The organism is Microbulbifer pacificus (assembly GCF_002959965.1).
GTDB lineage: Bacteria > Pseudomonadota > Gammaproteobacteria > Pseudomonadales > Cellvibrionaceae > Microbulbifer > Microbulbifer pacificus_A.
In genome coordinates this window covers 1,197,348-1,219,378 of record NZ_PREV01000027.1, presented here as the reverse complement: position 1 = coordinate 1,219,378, position 22,031 = coordinate 1,197,348, and the positions used below count along the sequence as shown (strand labels likewise).

24 protein-coding genes are annotated in these 22,031 nt (G+C 56.0%); 21 read left to right on the top strand and 3 right to left on the bottom strand.

Going from position 1 to position 22,031, the window contains the following annotated elements; all coding sequences use genetic code 11:
- Positions 1-52: 52 nt before the first annotated feature.
- On the bottom strand, positions 53-646 hold the full coding sequence (locus tag C3938_RS15895; RefSeq protein WP_105104572.1) for a Maf family protein: 594 nt from the start codon (positions 644-646) through the stop codon (positions 53-55).
- Between the two features lie 136 nt (positions 647-782).
- Between C3938_RS15895 and C3938_RS15890 the strand changes: the two genes are divergently transcribed.
- From C3938_RS15890 to C3938_RS15820, 15 genes are all read left to right on the top strand, one after another.
- Positions 783-1,325, top strand: a complete 543-nt coding sequence (locus tag C3938_RS15890; protein ID WP_105104196.1) for a YceD family protein — start codon at positions 783-785, stop codon at positions 1,323-1,325.
- 92 nt (positions 1,326-1,417) lie between these two features.
- On the top strand, positions 1,418-1,609 hold the full coding sequence (gene rpmF, locus C3938_RS15885; RefSeq protein ID WP_043316110.1) for a 50S ribosomal protein L32: 192 nt from the start codon (positions 1,418-1,420) through the stop codon (positions 1,607-1,609).
- Positions 1,610-1,636: 27 nt separating this feature from the next.
- Entirely contained in the window at positions 1,637-2,647 is a 1,011-nt protein-coding gene (gene plsX, locus C3938_RS15880) for a phosphate acyltransferase PlsX (RefSeq protein WP_267893062.1), read from the top strand.
- 77 nt (positions 2,648-2,724) lie between these two features.
- Complete coding sequence (fabD, locus tag C3938_RS15875; protein ID WP_105104194.1) at positions 2,725-3,669, top strand: ACP S-malonyltransferase; 945 nt, start codon at positions 2,725-2,727, stop codon at positions 3,667-3,669.
- Between the two features lie 73 nt (positions 3,670-3,742).
- Complete coding sequence (fabG, locus tag C3938_RS15870) at positions 3,743-4,498, top strand: 3-oxoacyl-ACP reductase FabG (protein WP_105104193.1); 756 nt, start codon at positions 3,743-3,745, stop codon at positions 4,496-4,498.
- A gap of 224 nt (positions 4,499-4,722) precedes the next feature.
- Entirely contained in the window at positions 4,723-4,959 is a 237-nt protein-coding gene (acpP, locus tag C3938_RS15865) for an acyl carrier protein (protein ID WP_010130751.1), read from the top strand.
- 170 nt (positions 4,960-5,129) lie between these two features.
- Entirely contained in the window at positions 5,130-6,371 is a 1,242-nt protein-coding gene (gene fabF / locus C3938_RS15860) for a beta-ketoacyl-ACP synthase II (RefSeq protein WP_105104571.1), read from the top strand.
- Positions 6,372-6,444: 73 nt separating this feature from the next.
- Positions 6,445-7,308, top strand: coding sequence for an aminotransferase class IV (locus C3938_RS15855; protein WP_267893052.1), 864 nt, complete (start codon positions 6,445-6,447; stop codon positions 7,306-7,308).
- A 73-nt stretch (positions 7,309-7,381) separates the two neighbouring features.
- Positions 7,382-8,425 (top strand): endolytic transglycosylase MltG, encoded by a 1,044-nt coding sequence (gene mltG, locus C3938_RS15850; protein ID WP_233998954.1) that lies wholly within the window; start codon positions 7,382-7,384, stop codon positions 8,423-8,425.
- A 65-nt stretch (positions 8,426-8,490) separates the two neighbouring features.
- Positions 8,491-9,129 (top strand): dTMP kinase, encoded by a 639-nt coding sequence (gene tmk, locus C3938_RS15845; protein ID WP_105104570.1) that lies wholly within the window; start codon positions 8,491-8,493, stop codon positions 9,127-9,129.
- A gap of 3 nt (positions 9,130-9,132) precedes the next feature.
- Positions 9,133-10,188 (top strand): DNA polymerase III subunit delta', encoded by a 1,056-nt coding sequence (locus C3938_RS15840; RefSeq protein WP_105104190.1) that lies wholly within the window; start codon positions 9,133-9,135, stop codon positions 10,186-10,188.
- A gap of 135 nt (positions 10,189-10,323) precedes the next feature.
- On the top strand, positions 10,324-10,677 hold the full coding sequence (locus C3938_RS15835) for a PilZ domain-containing protein (protein ID WP_105104189.1): 354 nt from the start codon (positions 10,324-10,326) through the stop codon (positions 10,675-10,677).
- Positions 10,678-10,796: 119 nt separating this feature from the next.
- Positions 10,797-11,573 carry a TatD family hydrolase gene (locus C3938_RS15830; RefSeq protein WP_105104188.1) on the top strand — a complete coding sequence of 259 codons (777 nt, stop codon included), beginning with the start codon at positions 10,797-10,799 and terminating at the stop codon, positions 11,571-11,573.
- A gap of 29 nt (positions 11,574-11,602) precedes the next feature.
- On the top strand, positions 11,603-12,235 hold the full coding sequence (locus C3938_RS15825; protein ID WP_105104187.1) for a dUTP diphosphatase: 633 nt from the start codon (positions 11,603-11,605) through the stop codon (positions 12,233-12,235).
- An 88-nt stretch (positions 12,236-12,323) separates the two neighbouring features.
- Complete coding sequence (locus tag C3938_RS15820; RefSeq protein WP_105104186.1) at positions 12,324-13,304, top strand: malate dehydrogenase; 981 nt, start codon at positions 12,324-12,326, stop codon at positions 13,302-13,304.
- Positions 13,305-13,381: 77 nt separating this feature from the next.
- Here the strand turns inward: C3938_RS15820 and asnS are convergent, their stop codons facing one another.
- Positions 13,382-14,782, bottom strand: a complete 1,401-nt coding sequence (gene asnS / locus C3938_RS15815) for an asparagine--tRNA ligase (RefSeq protein WP_105104185.1) — start codon at positions 14,780-14,782, stop codon at positions 13,382-13,384.
- Between the two features lie 342 nt (positions 14,783-15,124).
- Here asnS and C3938_RS15810 point away from each other — a divergent pair, with 342 nt between their 5' ends.
- The 6 genes from C3938_RS15810 (at position 15,125) to C3938_RS15785 (ending at position 20,553) form a co-directional block, all read left to right on the top strand.
- Complete coding sequence (locus C3938_RS15810) at positions 15,125-15,646, top strand: DUF2244 domain-containing protein (RefSeq protein ID WP_233998953.1); 522 nt, start codon at positions 15,125-15,127, stop codon at positions 15,644-15,646.
- An 87-nt stretch (positions 15,647-15,733) separates the two neighbouring features.
- Entirely contained in the window at positions 15,734-16,210 is a 477-nt protein-coding gene (bcp, locus tag C3938_RS15805) for a thioredoxin-dependent thiol peroxidase (RefSeq protein ID WP_105104183.1), read from the top strand.
- Between the two features lie 327 nt (positions 16,211-16,537).
- A complete protein-coding gene (locus C3938_RS15800; protein ID WP_043316188.1) occupies positions 16,538-16,984 on the top strand; it encodes a helix-turn-helix domain-containing protein in 447 nt (148 codons plus the stop codon).
- Between the two features lie 135 nt (positions 16,985-17,119).
- Positions 17,120-17,452 carry a preprotein translocase subunit YajC gene (gene yajC / locus C3938_RS15795; RefSeq protein WP_105104182.1) on the top strand — a complete coding sequence of 111 codons (333 nt, stop codon included), beginning with the start codon at positions 17,120-17,122 and terminating at the stop codon, positions 17,450-17,452.
- Positions 17,453-17,582: 130 nt separating this feature from the next.
- Positions 17,583-18,629 (top strand): D-cysteine desulfhydrase family protein, encoded by a 1,047-nt coding sequence (locus C3938_RS15790; RefSeq protein ID WP_105104181.1) that lies wholly within the window; start codon positions 17,583-17,585, stop codon positions 18,627-18,629.
- A 265-nt stretch (positions 18,630-18,894) separates the two neighbouring features.
- The gene (locus C3938_RS15785; protein WP_105104180.1) at positions 18,895-20,553 is read left to right on the top strand and encodes an alanine/glycine:cation symporter family protein; all 1,659 of its coding nucleotides are present in this window, start codon (positions 18,895-18,897) and stop codon (positions 20,551-20,553) included.
- A 62-nt stretch (positions 20,554-20,615) separates the two neighbouring features.
- Here the strand turns inward: C3938_RS15785 and C3938_RS15780 are convergent, their stop codons facing one another.
- Positions 20,616-21,950: a glutamine synthetase family protein gene (locus C3938_RS15780; protein ID WP_105104179.1), complete on the bottom strand. Its 1,335-nt coding sequence runs from the start codon at positions 21,948-21,950 to the stop codon at positions 20,616-20,618.
- Between the last annotated feature and the right edge of the window lie 81 nt (positions 21,951-22,031).

Here is a 22,031-nt window from a genome sequence, read left to right as displayed (position 1 = left end):
GGCGTCACCGTGTGGTGTAACAGTGATCGCCCTGGAGACCTCTGCTGCCTGATCAGGTGGGCGCGTAATTCAGTGGGTCGAGCTGATGCTGCTTGAGAAGGTCTATCAACCGAATAAGTGGGAGTCCGATCAGGGTATTCTGGTCGTTCCCTTCCATTTTTTCGAATAAAGCGATACCCAGCCCTTCGGCCTTGAATGAGCCGGCACAGTCGAGCGGGCGGTCGAGTTCGACATAGCGCCGGATCTCATTGGTGTCGAGCTTTCGGAAATGTACACGGAAGGTTTCGCACACCGTGCTGTGTGTGCCGGTTTTTGTGTCGGCAAGGCACAGTCCGGTGTGGAAGTTCACCGCCTTCCCGGAGCAGAGTTGCAGTTGCGCAATGGCGTTTTCCACGGTGCCGGGTTTTCCCAGTTGCTGCCCCAGGCATTCGGCCACCTGGTCCGAGCCGATGATCAGGGCGTCCGGAAACTGATCGGTTAAGGCCAGGGCCTTTTCCGTCGCCAGTCGACTGGCGAGCTCCGCTGCGGATTCTCCGGGAAGTGCTTCTTCCTTTATATAGGGGGCGGCGCACTCAAAGGGGATGCCCAGTTTTTCCAGAAGGGCGCGGCGATAGGGGGAGCTCGAGGCTAGAATCAATTGGCGCATGGCTTGGGCGTCTTGCTTGAATTGCGGGCCCGCTGTCTGGTGAGAGATCGGCGCGGGATCGGGGATTCGGGCGCTGATCATGCGGTGGCTGAATTGTTTTGACAAGGCTCAGGTGAGTCCATAGAATTGCGCGCTTATGTCGATACCCCCCCAGAAATCTGCGCTTCCGCGCCGCATAGACGCCCGAAAACTGGTGCAGCGCGAGCAGCATCTGGACGGCATTGTACCGCGGGACGCATTACCGAGACTGGTGTCTTCCACTGAGTCTGTGGTTGGTGACGTTGCGGTCAACCTGGCGTTTGCCAGGGATCTGCAGCGCAATCAGGTTGCTACCGGGCATGTCGAGTTGCAAGTGGAGCTGACCTGTCAGCGCTGCCTGCAGCCGGTTCGGGAGCAGATCGAAGCGGATATTGCCTGGGGTTTTGTGTGGTCTGAGGAGCAGGGTAAGAACTTACCCCGGTCTCTGGACCCGGTGATACAGGACGGTGATGAGCTGGATCTGTATCAGGTATTGGAAGATGAGATTTTGCTCAACCTGCCGATGGTTGCCTATCACGATGAGGAGTGTGTCCCGCGGGATGAATTCCACAGCAGTGGCAAGGCGTCGGAAGCGGTTGGGCAACAGGAAAACCCCTTTAAAGTACTGGAACAGTTGAAGGGTTCGTCAAACAAGTCTTGAGCGCTGGTCTCGAGGGATGTTTGAAGGGTTTGGGCTCGCCGGTAGGCGCCCCGGTTCCGGTGTTAACTGTTAAGTATGTTTAGGAGCACCACATGGCTGTTCAGCAGAACAAAAAAACCCGTTCCCGTCGCGGCATGCGTCGTTCCCACGATGCGCTGAGCGGACCGACTCTGTCCGTAGATCCGACTACTGGTGAGAAACACCACCGTCACCACGTGACCAAAGACGGTTTCTACCGTGGTCGCAAAGTGATCGATGTCGGCGGCTCTTCCGAAGAAGAGTAAGCTTTGTCCAGCCAATTGCGATTGGCCGTGGATGCGATGGGCGGGGACTTAGGTCCCCGCTCTGTCGTTCCGGCCTGCTCAAGATTTCTTATTCGATTCCCTCAGGCAGAACTGAAACTGTTCGGCCCCCGTTCCCAGCTGCAAACCCTTCTGATCAAAGAACCACCCTCGGTGCGTGAGCGTCTCGAGGTGATTGACTGTGCCCAGGTAATAACCCAGGGCTGCAATCCCGTGCAGGCGTTACGGCACAAGCGTGAGTCGTCGATGGCGCGGGCGCTGGAGGCGGTAGCCGGTGGCGACTGCGGCGCTATGGTGACTGCTGGCAATACCGGGGCGCTGTTGGCGCTCGGCCGCAGTATCGTGGGAACCGTTGAAGGGGTGCGACGCCCGGCGCTCGGAAAATCTCTTCCCACGGAGGATGGTTCCTGTTTTCTGCTGGATCTCGGCGCGAATATCGATTGCACGGCGGAAGATCTGGTGCAGTTTGCCCGCATGGGGGTTGAGGCGCAGAGAGTGTTTTCCGGCAAGTCCGATCTGACTGTCGCGCTGCTGAATATCGGTGCGGAGGAGCACAAGGGGACTGAGGAAATTCGCCGTGCCGGCCAGCTGCTGCAAGCGCTGCCAGGTATTAACTACGTGGGGTTTGTAGAAGGGCACGATATTTTTACCGGTATTGTCGACGTTGTGGTGTGCAATGGCCTGATGGGAAATGTCGCCATGAAATCCGCCGAGGGCGTCATCCGACTTATTGGTCAAAAAACGTTTACCATCGACAAAAAAGCGCCGATCAAGCGTTTTTTTGGCCAATTAGCCATAAATTTGTTGCGAAAATGGCGCGCACAGCTAGAACCCGGTCGCTATAATGGCGCCAGCTTTTTAGGGCTGGAAGGCAACGTCATCAAGAGCCACGGCGGTGCCAGTAGTGAGGCGTTTTACCGCGCTATGCTAACCGCGAAGGAGTGTGCAGAGTCAGACCTTGCGCAGCAACTGGGTGCCGCAATGGCTTTGCAGGCCCAGCGCCCGACAGGGTGTGATTGAGCTGCTGCCTTGGTCGGTGATGTCCGCTTCCTGGCCCTCCCAGTTAAGGCTCCACTTATTTGGTTGAAGGATGTTCCATGACCAATCCAGTTTTGGCGTTTGTATTTCCCGGTCAGGGTTCTCAGCAGATCGGTATGTTGGCGGAGGCGGCCGCGGCCTTCCCTGAAATCAACGCAACCTTTTCCGAAGCTTCCTCCGTTCTTGGCTACGATCTGTGGGATCTGGTACAGAATGGTGTTCAGGAAGATATCAACCTTACCGAACGCACCCAGCCGCTGTTGCTCACTGCGAGTGTGGCGCTGTATCGCGCCTGGCTGTCGCAGGGTGGTGTAAAGCCCGCATTGATGGCGGGGCACAGCCTTGGTGAGTGGTCTGCATTGGTCTGCTCTGGTGTTTTGGCATTTGAAGATGCGGTGCGCCTGGTGCGTGAGCGCGGCCGCCTTATGCAGGAAGCCGTGCCAGCGGGCGAGGGTGCCATGGCAGCAGTGATCGGCCTGGAGGATCCCGCTGTGGAGGCGGCCTGCGCAGAGGCTGCACAGGGCGCGGTCGTGGCGGCGGTGAACTACAACTCGCCAGGTCAGGTGGTGATTGCCGGCAGCTCCGCGGCTGTGGAGCGCGCGATTGAGGCCTGTAAGGCAGCGGGAGCCAAACGTGCTATGCCGCTGCCGGTCAGCGCGCCTTTCCATACCGAACTAATGCGCCCCGCTGCAGAAAAGCTGGCGCCACAGATTGAGGCCACTGCGTTCCTCGCGCCTCAAGTGCCGGTCATTCACAATGTGCATGCAAAACCGGAGTCTGATCCGGCCGCGATCAAGTCGTTGATGATTGAACAGATCTACAGTCCGGTGCGCTGGACATCGTGCGTTCAGGCTATGGCTGCGGCGGGTATCGCGCAGTTGGTCGAGTGCGGTCCGGGCAAGGTATTGGCAGGGCTGGCGAAACGTATTGATCGCAATCTTGTCGCACACAATATCGAAACGCCGGCGCAGTTGTCTGAAGCCGTTAAATCCACCGCACAATAAAACGAACAACGTCGGTAGATCGCGCGACTGCCTTGCGGCGGATGACGCGATCCATTGGACAACGGGAGAAACTATGTCTTTTTCAACGTCGCTCGAAGGTAAGGTAGCCCTGGTAACTGGCGCCAGCCGCGGCATTGGTGCTGCTATTGCAGATTTGCTGGGGGCTCAGGGTGCCATCGTGATTGGTACGGCGACCAGCACCGCCGGTGCGGAAAAAATTTCCGCGCGATTTGCGGAGAAGGGCGTTAAAGGTGCCGGCAAAGAACTGGATGTCACCAACCCAGACAGCGTCAGCGCTGTGTTGGATTCCGTGAAAACCGAATTCGGTGCGCCCACGATTCTTGTTAACAACGCCGGTATCACCCAGGACAATCTGTTGATGCGCATGAAGGACGACGAGTGGGATTCGGTGCTGAATACCAACCTCACGGCGGTCTATCGTGTGACCAAAAGCTGTCTGCGGGATATGACCAAGGCGCGCTGGGGGCGAATTATCAATATCAGCTCCGTTGTCGGCAGCATGGGCAATCCCGGCCAGAGCAACTACGCTGCTACCAAGGCCGGCGTCGCGGGCTTTGCTCGCGCACTGGCGGCGGAAGTTGGCTCTCGTGGAATTACCGTCAATACGGTGGCCCCCGGATTCATCGACACAGATATGACAAAAGTGTTGCCGGAAGCGCAGCGCGAAGCGCTGATGACCAAGATTCCGCTGGGCCGATTGGGTGCGCCAGAAGAGATTGCATCGGTTGTCGCATTTTTGGCCAGTGACGCTGGCGGCTATGTGACCGGAGAGACCATTCATGTGAATGGCGGCATGTATATGGGCTGATTTTCTTTCGAGAAAATTACCCTAAACGATTGATTGATAAAGAAAAATTTATCATTCATGGGTTGCTGGGAGTCGGTGCATTACATCCCGAAAAAATCAGGGTACAATGCCGCCTCGCATTAACCATAAGCTGTGTTAGCCGGTTGCTGAATCACCACATAACGTGGGCAACTTTTAAACAGCGACCAAATCAGATTTTTATCCACTAGGAGTTAAATTGAATCATGAGCAGCATTGAAGAGCGCGTAAAAAAGATCGTTGCTGAACAACTGGGCGTGAAGGAAGAAGATGTAAAACCTGAAGCATCCTTTGTTGAAGATCTGGGCGCTGACTCCCTCGACACAGTTGAGCTGGTAATGGCTTTGGAAGAGGAATTCGAAACTGAGATTCCTGACGAAGAAGCAGAAAAAATCACTACTGTTCAGCTGGCCATCGATTACATCAACCAGAACCTCGGTTGATCCCAGCTGGATAGCTCAGGTAAGGGGTAATTAGGCCCGTTACTGAAGTACTGTGAGAGCCGTTCTATGTTACATAGCGCGGCTCTCCGTCTATTTGAACCTTGTAAATAAACGACCGGTATAAGCAGTATAGTTTCCGGCGTGTTTGATTGATTTCGGGGGAGGCGCAAGTGTCGCGTAGAAGAGTTGTTATTACCGGAATGGGCGCAGTCAGCCCACTGGGAAATACCCTTGAAGATACCTGGTCCGCCTTGTTGGCTGGCACCAGTGGCGTAGTGCCGATTGACACCTTTGATGTATCGGCGTTCAGCACTCAGTTTGCCGCGACGGTTAAAAACTTTGACCCCGAGCCCCACGTTGCGCAGAAAGACGCGCGCAAGATGGATATGTTTTTACAGTATGGCCTGAGCGCTGCGATTCAGGCTGTTGAAGATTCTGGCCTGCAGGTAACCGAAACCAATGCCCCGCGTGTCGGTGCCTGCATCGGTTCCGGTATGGGCGGTATCGCCGCGATTGAAAACAACGCCTTGCTGATCGCGGAGAAAGGCCCGCGCCGGGTTTCTCCATTTTTTGTGCCGGGAGCCATCATCAACATGGTGTCCGGAAATCTGTCGATCAAGTACGGTATGAAAGGTCCGAACCTTTCCACTACGACCGCCTGCACCACCGGCACCCACGCTATTGGCCTTGGCCTTCGCACCATCCAGTACGGCGATGCCGACGTAATGGTGTGTGGCGGCGCGGAAATGGTGACCACGCCCGTCGGTCTTGGTGGATTCTGTGCGGCGCGCGCACTTTCTACCCGCAACGACAACCCGCAGGCGGCCAGTCGCCCGTGGGACAGCGATCGCGACGGATTCGTGCTGGGTGAGGGCGCTGGTGTTCTGGTGCTTGAAGAGTACGAACATGCGAAAGCCCGTGGAGCAAAAATCTACGCAGAGTTGAGCGGCTTTGGTATGAGTGGCGATGCGCACCATATGACCTCTCCGCCCGAAGACGGCGCCGGCGCTGCACTGTCCATGGCCAATGCGCTGAAAGATGCGGGGCTTGAGGCATCTGCAATCCAGTACATCAATGCCCACGGTACTTCCACCCCGCTGGGTGATAAGGCTGAAATTGCCGCGGTGCGTTCGGTGTTCGAGGGATGCCTGGATCAGCTTGCGGTAAGCTCCACCAAGTCCATGACTGGTCACTTGCTGGGTGCTGCGGGCGCTATCGAAGCGATTTTCTCGGTGATGGCGTTGCAGGATCAAATCGCTCCACCCACGATCAATCTGGATAACGTGGATGAAGAGTGCCTGGGTGTGAATCTGGTGCCTCATACCGCGCAGGAGATGAACATCGACGCGGTGCTTTCCAATTCCTTCGGATTTGGTGGTACCAACGGCTCGCTGATTTTTCAGCGGGTGTAATGTCAGCTCTGACATTGTCAAAAGCAGTGGGTGCGCTTCTTACGGATCGCACCTGCGCCGCTTCCCTTTCTTCGTGACCCAGCCAGCCTCAATATTTTATTCCTCGTCGGGCAGTCGGGAACTGTTGCCCGGTGATGGTGAGTTTTCCTGCGGTCTGCTGGAGACCATGCATGCCGCCCGGGGCTCAATTCCTCTGCTGTCGCTGCATCTCGCGCGCTTTACCCGTTGCGCGGGCGCGGACTCTTTTTTGCACTCGCAGGTCAAGACAGCAGCGGAGAAAATTGCCCTGCAAACGAAAAACTGGCTATACGGTGCCAGGATACGTTTCCGTTATGGCAATTGGCGTGGGGCGCCGTGCTGGGATTTTAGTGCTGTGCCACTTGAGGTTTCGTCTCCCTGGGATCTCGGCGTTAACCTTATCTGCTGTGAGACTCGACTGGAGCCAGAGGCTTCTGTATCTCTATTTACTTTCTCCAGTAATACGGAAACGAGAAGTGGTTGCGCGCCAGTAGCGGCGGCTGGCTGTAAATTACTGCAGCGCACCTTGTATGAGCGCGCCGCGGCAGAGTTGCCTCGAGTATCAGCGGCCGAGCCACTGCCGGAAGGGCTGCTGCTGGATCGCCACGGACACGTGATTGAAGCGCTGCGCTGCAATTTGCTAGTGCGCGACGGCGGTTGCTGGCTGACTCCGGATCTGTCCGAGTGTGGTGTCCGGGGCGTGATGCTTGAATGGCTGGCGAGTCACGCAAAAATCAGCGAACATCCGCTGACGTGTGAAGACCTGCTGTTGGCAGATGAGCTGGCGGTCTGCAACAGTGTGCGTGGTGTGGTCCCTGTGGTGGGTCTGCAGGGGCTGGATGGTAAAGCGGCACTGCGGATATCCACCGGTCCCGCAACGAGGGCATTGCAGCAACTGGTCGGTGAAAATTTATGGTAGAGGCACGGTGGTAGATAAAAAGAAAAAATCCTCAAGTGCGAGAACAAGGGGCTCAGAAGGCCGCAAGCGAGGGTTGAACGCCTGGCTGCGTGGTTTTCTCCTGCTGTTTTTCCTGGGAGTTGCCGGTGCCACAGCCGTGTTCTGGTCTGTGCAGAATGCACTGGTCAAGCCGTTATCTCTTCCCGTTGAGGGGCTGCGGATGGATGTAGAAGCCGGTAGCAATCTCTCCCGGGTTATCTCCCAGTTGCACGAACAGGGCGTTGTGCGCTCACCCATCTGGGTACGGGTATATGCCAGGATAAAAGAGCAGGGCAGTATTCACCCGGGGGAATATATGATTCCCGCAGGCAGTAATGCCATGGATCTGGTAGGTCGTCTCCATCGTGGCGATGTCACCCGTTATCGGGTGACGTTGGTAGAGGGATGGACATTTCAGCAGGCACTGACACAGATCCGTAAGGCTACGCGAGTCAAATCCACGCCAGCCGGTGAAACGGTGGCCGCTGCGGCTACTGCGCTCGGCATTGAAGGGAATCCAGAGGGGCGAATTTTTCCCGACACTTATGTGTATCGCTCAGGCTCTTCCGATCTGGATCTGCTGCGCCAGGCTTACGCACGGATGGAAACGGTATTGGCGGAAGAGTGGCAACAGCGCGCGGAAAATCTGCCTTACAAAGACCCCTACGAAGCGCTGGTCATGGCATCCATTGTAGAAAAGGAAACGGGTGTTCCCTGGGAGCGCGGTGAAATCGCTGGCGTGTTCGTGCGGCGGTTGGACAAAGGGATGCGCCTGCAGACCGATCCCACGGTAATTTACGGTTTGGGAGAAAATTATGACGGCAACCTTCGCCGCTCACATCTGCGCGCGGCGACTCCCTACAACACGTATGTGATTAACGGTATGCCACCAACACCGATTGCTCTGCCGGGGCGGGAGGCGATTCGTGCGGCGCTGAACCCGAAGGCCGGCGAGTCTCTGTATTTCGTGGCCAAGGGGGATGGTTCGCACCACTTTTCTGCGACGCTTCAGGAGCACAATCGTGCAGTGCAGAAATATCAGCTTAAACGTCGTTCCGACTATCGCTCTACACCATCGGAAGCCCAAAATCGCGAATGACAGCATAGCCTGATATGGCTCGCGACATTTCGGCGCTCATACACAACAGACTCAATAATGAATCCATGACAGATTTACCCAGAGGAAAATTTATCACCCTGGAAGGTGGTGAGGGCGTAGGCAAGTCCACCAATCTCCAGTTCATCACTCATTGGCTGCGCGAGCGGGATATCGATTTTGTACAGACCCGCGAACCCGGCGGCACACCGCTGGCGGAGCAGCTGCGCACGCTTCTGCTGGAAAAGCGCGAAGAGGCTGTCGATCCCACAGCCGAATTGCTGATGGTGTTCGCTGCGCGGGCGCAACATCTGAGTGGTGTCATCATACCGGCGCTGGCCGCGGGGAAATGGGTGGTGTGTGATCGCTTTACCGATGCTACCTACGCCTATCAGGGTGGCGGACGGGGACTTGACCGGGGACTGATCGCCGAGCTCGAACAGAAGGTGCAGGGAGACCTGCGCCCGGATCGTGTATTGCTGCTGGATCTCGACCCTGTCATCGGGTTGCAGCGGGCGGCGACTACCGGGGAGGCGGATCGGTTTGAGAGTGAGCAACTCGTCTTTTTTGAAAAGGTGCGCGCGGCCTATCGCGAACGCGCCGAAGCCTCGCCATCACGTTATGCGATGGTCGACGCCGCCCGGCCACTGGCCGCAGTACAGCAGCAGCTGGCGGATATTCTCGAAACCATAGCGGCGGCGCCGTGAGCCATGTCTGTGAAATCTGATCCTGCGAGAGAAGAAAGTTGCGCCGAAAGACAGCCGGCCATCCCGTCACCTCTGCCCTGGCAGGCGGCGCAGTGGCAACGACTTGGCGCCCAGTGGACGGCGGGGCGCTGTCCCCATGCTCTGCTGATGAGCGGTCAACCGGGACTCGGCAAGCGTCGCTTTGCAGAGGCGTTTGCGGCGTTGCTATTGTGCGATCAGCCCAGACACGGGCTGGCCTGCGGTGAATGCCGCGGTTGCCAGCTGCGTATTGCCGGCTCCCATCCCGACTTTATCCGTGTGGTACCGGAAAAGCCCCAGGGGCCATTGAAAGTTGAGCAGATCCGGCAGCTGGGTGAGTTTGTCGGCCGTACAAGTGGTCGTGAAGGCGCGCGGGTAGTGTGGTTGGCGCCGGCGGAAGCCATGAATGTCAATGCAGCCAACGCACTGCTCAAGAATCTGGAAGAACCCTCGGCTTCGGTGGTGTTTTTGCTGATTACCGACAACCCCTCAGGCTTACTTCCGACCATCCGTAGCCGCTGCCAGACGGTTGCGTTCCCGGTGCCGCCACAGCAGTCGGCGTTGCGCTGGTTGAGCGACAGCGGTGTAGAAGGTGAGGCGGCCACCGGTGCGCTTACCCTGGCGGGTGGCGCGCCTTTGCTGGCGGTCAGTCTCATGGAGCCGGAATTCCTCGACTTGCGCGAACAGTTTCTCGCTGATATCCGTGCGTTGACCCGGGGGGACGAAAGCCCAGTGACCCTGGCTGGTCGTTGGGAGTCTCCGGGTGATGGAGCTGATCTCAACCTGTTACTACAGTGCTGGCAAAGTTGGGTTGGCCAGATGCTGCGGGCGCGAAGTACCGATAGCAGTGGCGAGCGTACGATTATGTCGCTGCTGCAGCGCCTGCCCGGCGCTGGCCCGCAGGGGATGCAACGCCTGTTCGGCTTTTATGACCAGCTGTTAAAGGCGAGAGCGCTGCTCTCGGGTAACAGCAACCCCAACAAGCGCCTGTTGTTGGAGGAGCTGATGATTCGCTGGGCGGCGCTGTTTCGTCAGGCGTAATGACTTTTATCGGGCGAGTAGACACACCGCACCCAGGCGGGGTAAGTTACAGCGACCATCCGCCGCGGCACTGCGGGAAAATAAACATTGAATTCAGGCCGTAGCGGATCCGCGGCCACTGGAACGGGGTTGAGTATGAAAGGTATGGGAGGTGGTGCCCGTAACGGCATCCTGTCACTGAAAATTCAGGACAAATCCGTGCTGTATGCGGCCTATATGCCATTTGTGAAAAATGGTGGGCTGTTCATCAATACCGACAAAAACTACAGTCTGGGCGATGAGGTTTTCCTGCTTCTCAGCCTGATGGATGAACCGGAAAAGCTGCCAGTTGCCGGAAAAGTAGTATGGATTACTCCTACCGGTGCCCAAGGTAACCGAACACCGGGTATCGGAATTCAGTTCAGCGACAAGGAAAATACGGCCCAGAGCAAGATAGAAACCTTACTCGCAGGTTCGCTCGAATCCAGCCGGCCGACACACACCCTCTGATCCGCACCAGATTCTCCCGGCGCCATGACGCGCGCTCCGGGACCCCTATCTGTATAATTCCCGACTTTCTTCACGAGGCTACCCCGCAGGGGTAGCTCCCAACCAATGGGATTGGCTCCATGCTGGTAGATTCGCACTGTCATCTCGACAGGCTCAAACTGGACAAATTCGACGGTGGCCTCGATGAGGTACTCGAGCTCGCGCGCAGCCGTGGCGTGGGCAAGTTCCTGTGTGTTGGGATCAGTCTCGAGAATGTGAATGCAGTGGTCAATCTCGCGAGTCGCTATGAGGATGTGGTGTGTTCCGTAGGTGTACACCCCCTGGATGTGGATTCCGGGCTTGCGGATATTGAAAAGCTGAAAATACTCGCAGCGCAGCCCAAGGTGGTGGCCCTGGGTGAGACCGGTCTGGATTATTACTACAGTACCGAAACGAAAGACGTTCAGCAGAAGAGTTTTATCGCCCACCTGCAGGCGGCGGAGGAGGTGGGACTCCCGGTTATCGTACACACCCGCGACGCCCGCGAAGACACCATAGAACTGATCCGCACCCATGGCAGTCGTGAGCACGCTGGTGTGCTGCACTGCTTTACTGAAAGCTGGGAAATGGCGAGGGCCGCGCTGGACTTGAATTACTATATTTCCCTGTCTGGGATAGTGACGTTCAAAAATGCGGAAGAGCTGCGCGACGTTGCCAGGAAGGTACCTCTCGACCGCCTGCTGGTGGAGACTGACTCCCCTTACTTGGCGCCGGTGCCGTATCGCGGCAAACCGAACATTCCCGCATATGTACGCGAGGTGGCCGAGTTTATCGCCGAGCAGCGTGGCATCACCTACGAAGCATTGGCCGAGGCCACCACGCAAAACTTCCATCGACTTTTTCCTCGCGCTGCCTGAGCGCGAGGTTTGATTTAGCGAGAACGTTTATGTTGCAAACACAATTGCAGACCATGTTGGCACTGCAGGATGAGATCAATACGCTGGTGAACGAAAACTGGCGCGCACAGAATTTTCCCTGGTATCGGGCCATCTGGGTGGAAAGCGCGGAACTGCTGGATCATTTTGGCTGGAAATGGTGGAAAAAACAGCAGCCTGAAATGGAGCAGGTGAAACTGGAACTGGTGGACATCTGGCACTTCGGTTTGAGCCTGGAGTTACAGCAGGGTACCCCCGAGCAGGTAGCGGAAAAAATGTTACGGCAACTTTCTGCAGACAGCGCTGCGGCCGGTGACTTCCGCGAAAACCTGGAAGCCTTCACACTGAAAACACTCGCGAGCAAACAGTTCGATCTCGTCGGTTTCGCGCAGCTGATGGCCGATGTTGAGCTGCCGTTCGAAGAGCTCTATCGCCGTTACGTCGGCAAGAATGTTCTGAACCGCTTCCGCCAGGACCACGGCTATAAAGATGGCAGCTATCAGAAGCTCTGGAATGGCCGGGAAGACAATGAGCATCTTGCTGAAGTTGTTCAATCTTTGGACGCTGCAGCAGAAAATTTCAGCAATCGGCTGTATGAGGCTTTAAAAGACCGCTATCCGGGTCCGGTGAAGAATTTGGCCTGACAATTCCAGTCAGTTAGCCCGAGAAGGTTAATGAAATTTATTTGCAAGGCCCTATAATGCGGGCGCCTGAAAACAACGGAGATTAATCGTGAAAGCACCTGTTCGTGTCGCAGTTACCGGCGCCGCCGGCCAGATCAGCTACTCGCTGCTGTTTCGCATCGCTTCCGGTGAGATGCTCGGTAAAGATCAACCGGTCATTCTTCAACTGCTGGAAATCACTCCTGCGCTGGAAGCCCTGAAAGGCGTAGCCATGGAGCTGGAAGACTGCGCGTTCCCGCTGTTGGCTGGTATCGTACAGTCTGACGACGCTACCGTTGCCTTCAAAGACGTTGAGTACGCACTGCTGGTTGGTGCTCGTCCGCGCGGCCCGGGTATGGAGCGCAAGGACCTGCTGGAAGCCAACGCCGCCATCTTCTCCGCCCAGGGCAAAGCTCTGAACGAAGTTGCTGCGCGCAACGTGAAAGTGCTGGTCGTGGGCAACCCCGCCAACACCAACGCCCTGATCGCCCAGCGCAATGCGCCGGACCTGGATCCGCGCAACTTCACCGCCATGACCCGTCTGGACCACAACCGTGCCCTGACGCAACTGGCGAACAAGACCGATTCCACCGTGAACGACATCACTCACATGACTATCTGGGGTAACCACTCTGCCACCCAGTACCCTGACCTGCATCGGGCCAAGGTTAATGGTGAAGACGCGATGGGCAAAGTGGAGCAGGAGTGGTACGAGACTGACTTCATCCCGACTGTTCAGCAGCGCGGTGCCGCCATCATCAAGGCGCGTGGCGCTTCTTCTGCGGCTTCCGCGGCCAATGCGGCCATCGACCACATGCGCGATTGGGCACTGGGTACCGCAGAGGGCGACTGGACCAGCATGGCTGTGTACAGCGACGGTTCCTATGGTATCCAGGAAGGCCTGATCTACTCCTTCCCGGTAACCTGCAAAAACGGTGACTGGGAAATCGTCCAGGGCGTAGAGATCAATGAATTCTCTCGCGAGAAGATGACGGCTACGGAGACCGAACTGGCTGAAGAGCGCGACGCTGTTGCGCACCTGCTGCCCTGATTTCACGAATCCCGATTTGTGAAAACAAAAAACCCGCACAGTGTGCGGGTTTTTTTATGCCTGCGCGAACGTGAAAATCAGAATTTCACATTGCGCGGGGTGCGCGGGAAGGGGATCACGTCGCGGATGTTACCCATACCGGTTACGTAGGACACAATGCGATCAAAGCCGAGGCCGAAACCACCATGGGGTACGGTGCCGTAGCGGCGGAGATCGCGGTACCAGTCCAGATGCTCCTTGGGAATGCCCATTTCATCCATGCGCGCGTCCAGCTTATCCAGGCGCTCCTCCCGCTGGGAGCCGCCGATAATTTCGCCAATGCCCGGAGCAAGGATATCCATTGCCGCCACGGTTTTGCCGTCGTCGTTCATGCGCATGTAGAAGGCTTTGATGTCCTTCGGATAATTCAGGACGATCACCGGCTTCATGAAATGCTTCTCGGCCAGGTAGCGCTCGTGCTCGGAGGCGAGGTCGATACCCCAGGAAACCGGGAATTCGAACTTTTCGCCACATTTCTCGAGAATTTCGATGGCTTCGCAGTAATTGATGCGGGCGAAGTCATTGCCGATGATGTTTTCCAGGCGGCTGATGGCTTCCTTGTCGATGCGTTCGGCGAAGAACTTCATATCATCGGGACGCTCTTCCAGCACCGCCTTGAATACGTATTTCAGCATCTCTTCGGCGAGATTGGCACAGTCCGCCAGATCCGCAAAGGCAATTTCCGGTTCCACCATCCAGAACTCCGCCAGGTGGCGGGTGGTGTTGGAGTTTTCCGCGCGGAAGGTAGGGCCGAAGGTGTACACCTTGGACAGGGCCAGGCAGTAGCTTTCCACGTTCAACTGACCGGACACGGTGAGGAAGGTTTCCTCGCCGAAAAAGTCCTCCGTATAGTCCACGTCGCCCTTGTCGGTCAGGGGCAGATTGGACTGATCCAGGGTACTTACACGGAACATCTCACCCGCACCTTCACAGTCTGAAGCGGTGATGATGGGCGTATGCACATAGTTGAACCCACGCTCATGGAAGAAGCGATGGATGGCCTGGGCAATACAGTTGCGTACCCGCGCCACCGCGCCACTCACATTGGTGCGCGGACGCAGATGGGCGTGCTCGCGCAGGTGTTCCATGGTGTGGCGCTTGGGGGACATGGGGTAGGTGTCTGGATTCTCGACCCAGCCTACCACCGTCACCTGGGTTGCCAGCAGTTCGATAGCTTGGCCCTGGCCCTCGGATGGCTTGATAGTACCCTCAATATCTACCGCGCAGCCAGTGGTCAGGCGCAGCACTTCAGACTGATAGTTATTGATGCCGGACTCCACAACCACCTGAATGGGGTCGAAGCAGCTGCCGTCGTGCACGGCGAGGAAAGACAGGCCGGCCTTGGAATCGCGGCGGGTGCGAATCCAGCCCTGAATGCGCACGGACTCGCCTTCGCGCTGGCTGGATTTGAGAAGCGTATCAATGGATTCAACTTGCATGATGGTGCTCTTGTTGTTCGCGTTTGCTGATGGGCATGCCTCTGGGGCATCACGCGGCTTTCTTTTACAGGCGCCATAATCGGCGTGACAGGCGCGGCTTGTGGTCGCGCGGGCGAAAGACGCCGGCATCTTGCCCCCTGACCGCGCGAAAATCCAGCCCCCAAGTCTGGTGGCTATTCGGTTATTCCACTTCTGACCTGCTGGTCGCGCGCCCTGCCGGAGTGTAGTCCAGTCGTGGCGGCGGCTACGCCAATCTCCCCCTGATCGAAGGCATAGGGTGACCCTTGGTTCGAAAATGCCCTGTCCTACACTGAAAAAGTCACAGTGATGGAAGCCGTACCCATGGTCAAAGAAGTTGGCGGCGCGCGCGGGCGCCGGACCTGTATTCTCCTCGCGCCTAACCAATCCCTGTCGCTGGAAGGAAATCTCTGGGTATTCATCTCGCTGGTGGCCGTGTCGCTGGGGATCAGCATCGCGTTTGCCCTGGCGGGTGCCTGGATGGTGATTCCCTTCGCCGGGCTGGAAATACTCCTGTTGGCTGTGCTGTTTGGTTATGTATATATGGAGGGTACCCGACGGGAGGTGATCCGTATCAGCGATGACCGCGTAATTCTCGATACCAGTCGTGGCAGTCTCAAGCGTCCGGTCTATCACACCGAATTTGATCGCAACAGCCTGGCCGTGCTGGTGCGCATGGGCACCACACCGGCGGAACCCGCCGTCGTCACGTTTACTGGTCCGGAGGGGTGCCTGGAAGTGGGTGAATTTCTGACTGATGCGGAAAAGGCGGCACTGGTGGACAAGCTCGGTAATTGCGGTCTGCGCGCACGACGGGAGCAGTGTTTCCGTCTGCAGGAATTTTGACGATTCCGTATACCAGCAGTCGATTGACCTATTGGATATAATGCACGCGTTTCATTTACATCCAATAGACATCGAGGGGGAGGGGATATGGCATTTCCCAAAATCGGGAATCTGGCACCGGTATTTGCGCTGAGTAATCAAGACGGCGAAAAAGTGTCTCTAAAGGATTTTCGGGATAAAAAAAATGTGGTTCTCTACTTTTACCCTAAGGCGCTGACTCCCGGTTGTACCACACAGGCCTGCGGTATTCGCGATAGCGCGGCAGAGTTCGCCAGTCGGGATACGGTAGTTTTAGGTCTTAGCCCCGACCCGGAAACCAAGCTCCAGAAGTTTATCGAGAAGTACGACCTCAATTTTGATCTGCTGGCGGATGACGATCACAAGGTTGCCGACAAGTACGGTTGCTGGGGGTTAAAGAAGTTCATGGGGCGTGAGTATATGGGATTGTTGCGCACCACGTTTGTCATCGATAAGAGCGGTCGCTTGCGGCACATCATGGATAAGGTGAAAACCAAAACCCACCACGACGACGTGCTCCAGTGGATTGATGAAAATCTGGCCTGATAAGTGCAGGAGAGGTTTTTGTGCGGCAATTAAAAAAAATTCACTGTCGCCCCTTGCATTCTCCTCAGATGGTCTATACTGGCTTGTGTAAAGGAGCGCCGCTCAACCGTCTGGCCCAGAGCGATTGGGTGTGGTGCGAGGAAGTAGTGCAAAAAACAATCACTCTGGGTAGGCTTCGATGCCTGTTTTCAGGTGTGCCCCGGCACCCGGGTAGTAGTCAGCAGTCGATTTGATAATCCATATTGTTGGCAGTGGTATATAGGGACTCGCAGGAAGCGGGCATAGAACAATAACCGCGGCTCAAGGAACCCATCAAGGAGCAGCTCAATGAACCATATTCAGCCAGACCAAGCTTCGCTCTCAGAAGACAAACCCTTGCAGCAGGCAAGACTGTCCGGTGATCCGAACATTCTTGACCAGTTGCTGGCGCCGCCGGAAGCCACCAGCTTCGGTATCGCCGCTCGAGTAATCGACGTGCTGGAACAACGGATTGGAAAGGCATCTCTGGCAATTCGCCCGGTAGCATCTGACCTCAGCATGTCTACCCGGACCTTGCAGCGTCGCCTGCAGGAGCACAACCTGAGTTTTGCCTCGCTTCGCGATCACGTCCGTTTCCGTCACGCAGTGCACTTCCTGAAAGATACTGCACTTAGCGTGGATGGTATTTCCCGTATTCTCGATTTCTCTGATAGAACCAGTTTTACCAGTGCCTTCAAGCGCTGGACCGGCATGTCTCCCACGGGGTATCGCCGCCAGGTTCGTCAAAGATTCTGAGACATTTCTACAGAAACCTCGCATCACGTAATCCAGAGTCTCGGCTAACGGCCGATGCTCTGGATTGCCTCATTTTGACAAAGCCGTTAGAGTTGGCCCCCATATTTTACGACTGACTCTATCGAGGTTTGGAACATGGATTTCTTTATTCCTGCCGCTATGGCACAAGAGGCTGCGCCGGCTCCACAGGGTAACCCACTGGTAACTCTGCTGATGTTCGCTGGTCTGTTTTTGTTCATGTGGCTGTTTATTATTCGCCCGCAGCGCAAGCGCCAGAAAGAACACCAGGAACTGGTGGGTGCTCTCAAAAAGGGCGACGAAGTGGTAATGACCAGCGGCATGCTCGGGCGCGTTGAAAAAGTCGACGATGATTACCTGATTCTGGAAGTGGCGGACAACATGAAACTGAAATTTCAGAAAGTAGCTGTGCACGCCGTACTCCCGAAAGGCACCATTAAAAATATCTGATCCTCAATTCCTGTCTGGCTGCGTAATGTCAGCTTTTCCGGAGTACTGAGAGATAGCAGAAAACCCGGTTCTCTACCGGGTTTTTTTATGTCCGAGATGACTGTTGATCGACTGGTAGAGGAAGGAAACCGTGAACATTCAATATCCGGCCCGTGAACGCCTGGCGAATCTGCCCACACCACTGCATCCGTTGCGCAGAATCACAGAATTGTTCTCGACACCGTTCGGCGGGCCACAGGTTTGGATCAAGCGGGACGATCTCACCGAAAGCGCCATGTCTGGCAACAAATTGCGTAAGCTGGAATTCATTATTGCCGAGGCCAGGACGCGTGGGTGTAACACGCTGATTACGTGCGGGGGAGAGCAGTCCAATCACTGCCGGGCTACGGCATTGGCTGCCGCACGAGTCGGAATGAAGTCCCACCTCATTCTCCGTGGGGGGCATGAGCTCGCTACCGAGTATTTGCCGGATGGCAACCTACTGGTGGACTACCTGGCGGGTGCGCGGGTTTCTCTCTACCCATTAAAGGAGTATCTAAGCCGTTTGCCACAACTATTTGAGGAGTGGACGGATCACTATCGGACTCAGGGTGACCGCGCATTGTGTATCCCCACCGGTGGCAGCGATGGGCTGGGTATTTGGGGGTATGTGCAATGCGCGGAAGAGTTGTTCAAGGAATGCCGGGAGCAGGGCTTTTTTCCAGATCGGCTTGTCTGTGCCAGTGGCAGTGGCGGCACTCAGGCAGGGCTGACTCTCGGTTGCCAGCTGTTGGGTGTGGATACACAGGTAACCGGTTACGCCGTGTGTGACAGCGAAGCGTATTTTGTCAGCAAGATTCAGGAAGACATTCAGCACTGGGCTGAAAAGTATGCACAGACCTTTCCCTTTGATGCACAGCGTATTTCCGTCAACGATAAATACATTGGTCCGGGATACGGCATGGCTACGGAGGAGATTTATCAGTCCATTGCGCTTGCCGCGCAGCTGGAAGGAATTTTGCTGGACCCGGTTTATACGGGCAAGGCGTTTCACGGCCTACTCCAGGATATTGAGCAGGGGCGTTACGCCGGTTGCCGGCATGTTGTATTCGTGCATACCGGCGGGCAGTTTGGAATCTTTCCCCAGCGTGCGGGGTTCAAAGCGAGCTGGGCCGAACAGTCGGTAGATCGTCTCTGATGGCGCAGGGTTTTATTTGCAGCAGAGAGCTAGATTTGCGACAGAATTGTCGGTATCTGCAAAAAAATTAGTGAATTGTTGAATTTATGGCAGAAATAAGGACTATGCTGCTGTTGATTGGCGGATTACTGTTCTCTCGCGGGTGAAGCTGCTAATCTGCCGCCACTTGTGAGGTGTCTGACGTTCTTGTTGGCACAGAATTGTCTGTATTATTGCCATTCTGGTGATAAAACGATCAAAAAATAATTACGTAGTGGGGGTTGGTTTGGAATCGTTCAATCAATTGTTGTTGACCCTGGATGGTGTGCTGGGCTCTGCGGCCTGGTTTCCCTGGGTTCTCCTCGGTGTAGGCTTCTTCTTCACCATTTACCTTGGATTTCCACAGATCCGCTACTTTGGCCACGCCATCAAGATTGTGCGCGGTAAGTACGACAAGCCCTCCGATCCTGGCGACACCTCCCACTTTCAGGCTCTGGCTACCGCACTTTCCGGTACTGTGGGCACCGGCAATATCGGCGGTGTGGGCCTCGCCATTTTTCTGGGTGGCCCAGCTGCGCTTTTCTGGATGTGGGTGACCGCATTCCTCGGTATGACGACCAAGTTCGTTGAGGTGACGCTCTCTCATAAATATCGCATCAAGGCTGCGGACGGCTTTTATGCCGGCGGCCCGATGTTTTATATGGAGCGTCGCCTGAACATGAAGTGGCTCGCGGTGATCTTCGCCATTGCCACGGTGATCAGTTCCTTCGGTACGGGCAGTCTGCCCCAGGTGAATAACATCGCTCAGGCCATGTACGACACCTTTGGCCTTAGCAAAATGCTGACCGGTGGTGTGCTCGCTATTCTGCTCGGGCTGGTGATCATCGGCGGAATCACCCGAATTGCGAAAGTAACCTCCACCATCGTGCCGGTGATGGCGGTTCTGTACATTGTCGGTGCGCTGGCGGTCATCCTCTATAACTACCAGAACATCATCCCCTCCTTTGTTGAGGTGTTTGCCGGTGCATTTAATGGCAGCGCAGCGATGGGGGGATTCCTGGGTGCCAGTTTCGCTTACGCGTTTAACCGGGGGGTAAACCGCGGCCTGTTCTCCAATGAGGCGGGGCAGGGCTCAGCACCTATTGCGCACGCCGCGGCACGAGCCGACGAACCGGTGTCCGAGGGTATGGTCTCTCTGCTGGAGCCGTTCATTGATACGCTGATCATCTGTACGCTTACCGGTCTTGTCATTCTGTCGTCCGGTGTCTGGACCGAAAAGTTCATGAACCGTTTCGAACGTGCGGATATGATGGTTGTTGCCGGCACTTACTCAGATAAAGAAGAAGCGCACGTTCAGCAGCTGTTTGGATTCCTGAGTGGCCACAATAGCGAGGTTCGCCCCTACACCGGTACTATTGTGGTTGCCGATGGCCGTCCGCTGAACAATGGTGAATTTACCGTTATCAACTCCCGTTCCGTGGCGGAAGATGTGGAGTTCAGAGTGGGCAATGATAATTTCTCTGGTGTGTTGAACGTCAACAGTGGTCAATTAGTGAATCAGAATGTCGAGGTGTGGGGTAACTCCCTGCTTCACTCTGTTGCGCTCACCAATCGGGCTTTCCAGAAGGGTTTCTTCGGTGAGTACGGCAGTTACATTGTCACCCTGGGAATATTGCTGTTCGCGTTCTCGACAGCGATCGCCTGGTCATATTACGGTGACCGTTCGATGATCTACCTGTTCGGTCCCAAAGCTGTCATGCCGTATCGCTTGGTCTATGTGGTTGCATTCTTCTGGGCAGCCATTGAAGACACCACGATTATCTGGAATCTGTCGGCGGTGGCGATCGTACTGATGACACTGCCCAACCTGTTTGGTATTTCGGTACTGGCGCGGGAAATGAAGGAAACCGTGAAGGATTACTGGAAAGATCCCAGTCACAAGTGACGGACAGATTGGCTTCATAAAAAAACCCGGCATAGCCGGGTTTTTTTATGGTGAGAGGATGTTTACACGTTGAGCAGCAGGTATTCCCGTTCCCAGGAACTGATCACGCGGTTGAATTCTTCATACTCATCGCGCTTGATGGCGGCCCAGGCACGCACAAATTTTTCACCAAACATTTCCGAGGCTTCCGGGCATTCCGCCAGAAGGTTGAGGGCATGTTCCTGCGTGCGGGGCAGGGTGATTGGCTCGGAGGCACAGCTGCCCTCATAGGGATCGCTCGGTTTAACCTTCTTCATCATGCCCAGATAACCGCAGGCAAGAGATGCCGCAATCGCCAGGTAGGGATTGCAATCAGCTCCGGGGAAGCGGTTTTCGAGGCGTTTCGCCTGGGGAGGACTGTCGGGGACACGCAAACCTGTTGTGCGATTTTCGTAACCCCAGTGCAGACTGGTGGGCGCGGCCATCTCGGGGGTAAAGCGGCGATAGGAGTTCACGTTGGGAGCAAAAAAGGTGATGAATCCCGGGGTGAATTCCTGAGTGCCACCGATAAAGTACTTGAACAGATCGGTCTCATTGCCCTCATCATCGACGAAGATATTCTTGCCGGTTTTGATGTCCAGAACGCTTTGGTGCAGGTGGAGCGCGCTACCGGGTTCATCTTCCATCGGCTTGGCCATAAAGGTGGCGTAAATGCCGTGGCGCAGGGCGGTTTCACGCACGGTGCGCTTGAAGGTAAACACCTGGTCGGCGAGATTCAGAGGGTCGCCGTGCAGAAAGTTGATCTCCATCTGCGCGGTACCGGATTCGTGAATCAGGGTGTCCACGTCCAGTCCCTGGGCTTCGCAGAAATCATACATGTCCTCGATGATCGCCTCGTACTCGTTGGCGGCATCAATGCTGTAGGACTGTCGGGTTTTCTCGGTTCGCCCGGAGCGCCCGACGGGGGCGGAAAGCTTTTCGTCGGGGTCGAGATTGCGTTTGACCAGGTAAAATTCCACTTCCGGGGCAACCACCGGTTGCCAGCCCTGCTCAGCGTATTTGTCGAGTACGAATCTGAGGATGTTGCGGGTGGCGATAGGGTGAAGCTTGCCGTCGCGTGTGTAACAGTCGTGAATGATCTGTGCAGTAGGCTCGTTGGCCCAGGGGTTCAGCCGGATGGTTCCGGGGTCGGGTTCCAGCAGCATGTCGGTATCTGCCGGATCAACCAGCTCATTGTGCTCGTCGACATAGTCGCCGGTCACGGTCTGCACCAGGATACTTTCCGGGAGACGGCTGTCCTGGGCGAGAAATTTGGAGGTGGGGGTAAATTTGCCCCGCGCGTTTCCGGACATGTCCGGTACCAGGCACTCGACCTCGGAAATTGAGTGTTCTGCGAGCCACTGGGTAATCTTGTCCATGGTACACCTTGATGATGAAAGGCTTTTCCCCGAAATGGGGTTCATTAGTATATATCCCGCCTCGGCGACCCAAACAGGTGC

What these genes read in the sequence shown, in the direction of transcription:
- C3938_RS15810 (WP_233998953.1), top strand. Translation starts at nt 15,125, where the DNA reads ATGGTCAAAGAAGTTGGCGGCGCGCGCGGGCGCCGGACCTGTATTCTC.
- C3938_RS15800 (WP_043316188.1), top strand. Translation starts at nt 16,538, where the DNA reads ATGAACCATATTCAGCCAGACCAAGCTTCGCTCTCAGAAGACAAACCC.
- tmk (WP_105104570.1), top strand. Translation starts at nt 8,491, where the DNA reads ATGACAGATTTACCCAGAGGAAAATTTATCACCCTGGAAGGTGGTGAG.
- bcp (WP_105104183.1), top strand. Translation starts at nt 15,734, where the DNA reads ATGGCATTTCCCAAAATCGGGAATCTGGCACCGGTATTTGCGCTGAGT.
- yajC (WP_105104182.1), top strand. Translation starts at nt 17,120, where the DNA reads ATGGATTTCTTTATTCCTGCCGCTATGGCACAAGAGGCTGCGCCGGCT.
- rpmF (WP_043316110.1), top strand. Translation starts at nt 1,418, where the DNA reads ATGGCTGTTCAGCAGAACAAAAAAACCCGTTCCCGTCGCGGCATGCGT.
- C3938_RS15825 (WP_105104187.1), top strand. Translation starts at nt 11,603, where the DNA reads ATGTTGCAAACACAATTGCAGACCATGTTGGCACTGCAGGATGAGATC.
- acpP (WP_010130751.1), top strand. Translation starts at nt 4,723, where the DNA reads ATGAGCAGCATTGAAGAGCGCGTAAAAAAGATCGTTGCTGAACAACTG.
- fabG (WP_105104193.1), top strand. Translation starts at nt 3,743, where the DNA reads ATGTCTTTTTCAACGTCGCTCGAAGGTAAGGTAGCCCTGGTAACTGGC.
- C3938_RS15895 (WP_105104572.1), bottom strand. Translation starts at nt 646, where the DNA reads ATGCGCCAATTGATTCTAGCCTCGAGCTCCCCCTATCGCCGCGCCCTT.
- C3938_RS15835 (WP_105104189.1), top strand. Translation starts at nt 10,324, where the DNA reads ATGAAAGGTATGGGAGGTGGTGCCCGTAACGGCATCCTGTCACTGAAA.
- C3938_RS15890 (WP_105104196.1), top strand. Translation starts at nt 783, where the DNA reads ATGTCGATACCCCCCCAGAAATCTGCGCTTCCGCGCCGCATAGACGCC.
- fabD (WP_105104194.1), top strand. Translation starts at nt 2,725, where the DNA reads ATGACCAATCCAGTTTTGGCGTTTGTATTTCCCGGTCAGGGTTCTCAG.
- C3938_RS15840 (WP_105104190.1), top strand. Translation starts at nt 9,133, where the DNA reads ATGTCTGTGAAATCTGATCCTGCGAGAGAAGAAAGTTGCGCCGAAAGA.
- asnS (WP_105104185.1), bottom strand. Translation starts at nt 14,782, where the DNA reads ATGCAAGTTGAATCCATTGATACGCTTCTCAAATCCAGCCAGCGCGAA.
- C3938_RS15780 (WP_105104179.1), bottom strand. Translation starts at nt 21,950, where the DNA reads ATGGACAAGATTACCCAGTGGCTCGCAGAACACTCAATTTCCGAGGTC.
- C3938_RS15830 (WP_105104188.1), top strand. Translation starts at nt 10,797, where the DNA reads ATGCTGGTAGATTCGCACTGTCATCTCGACAGGCTCAAACTGGACAAA.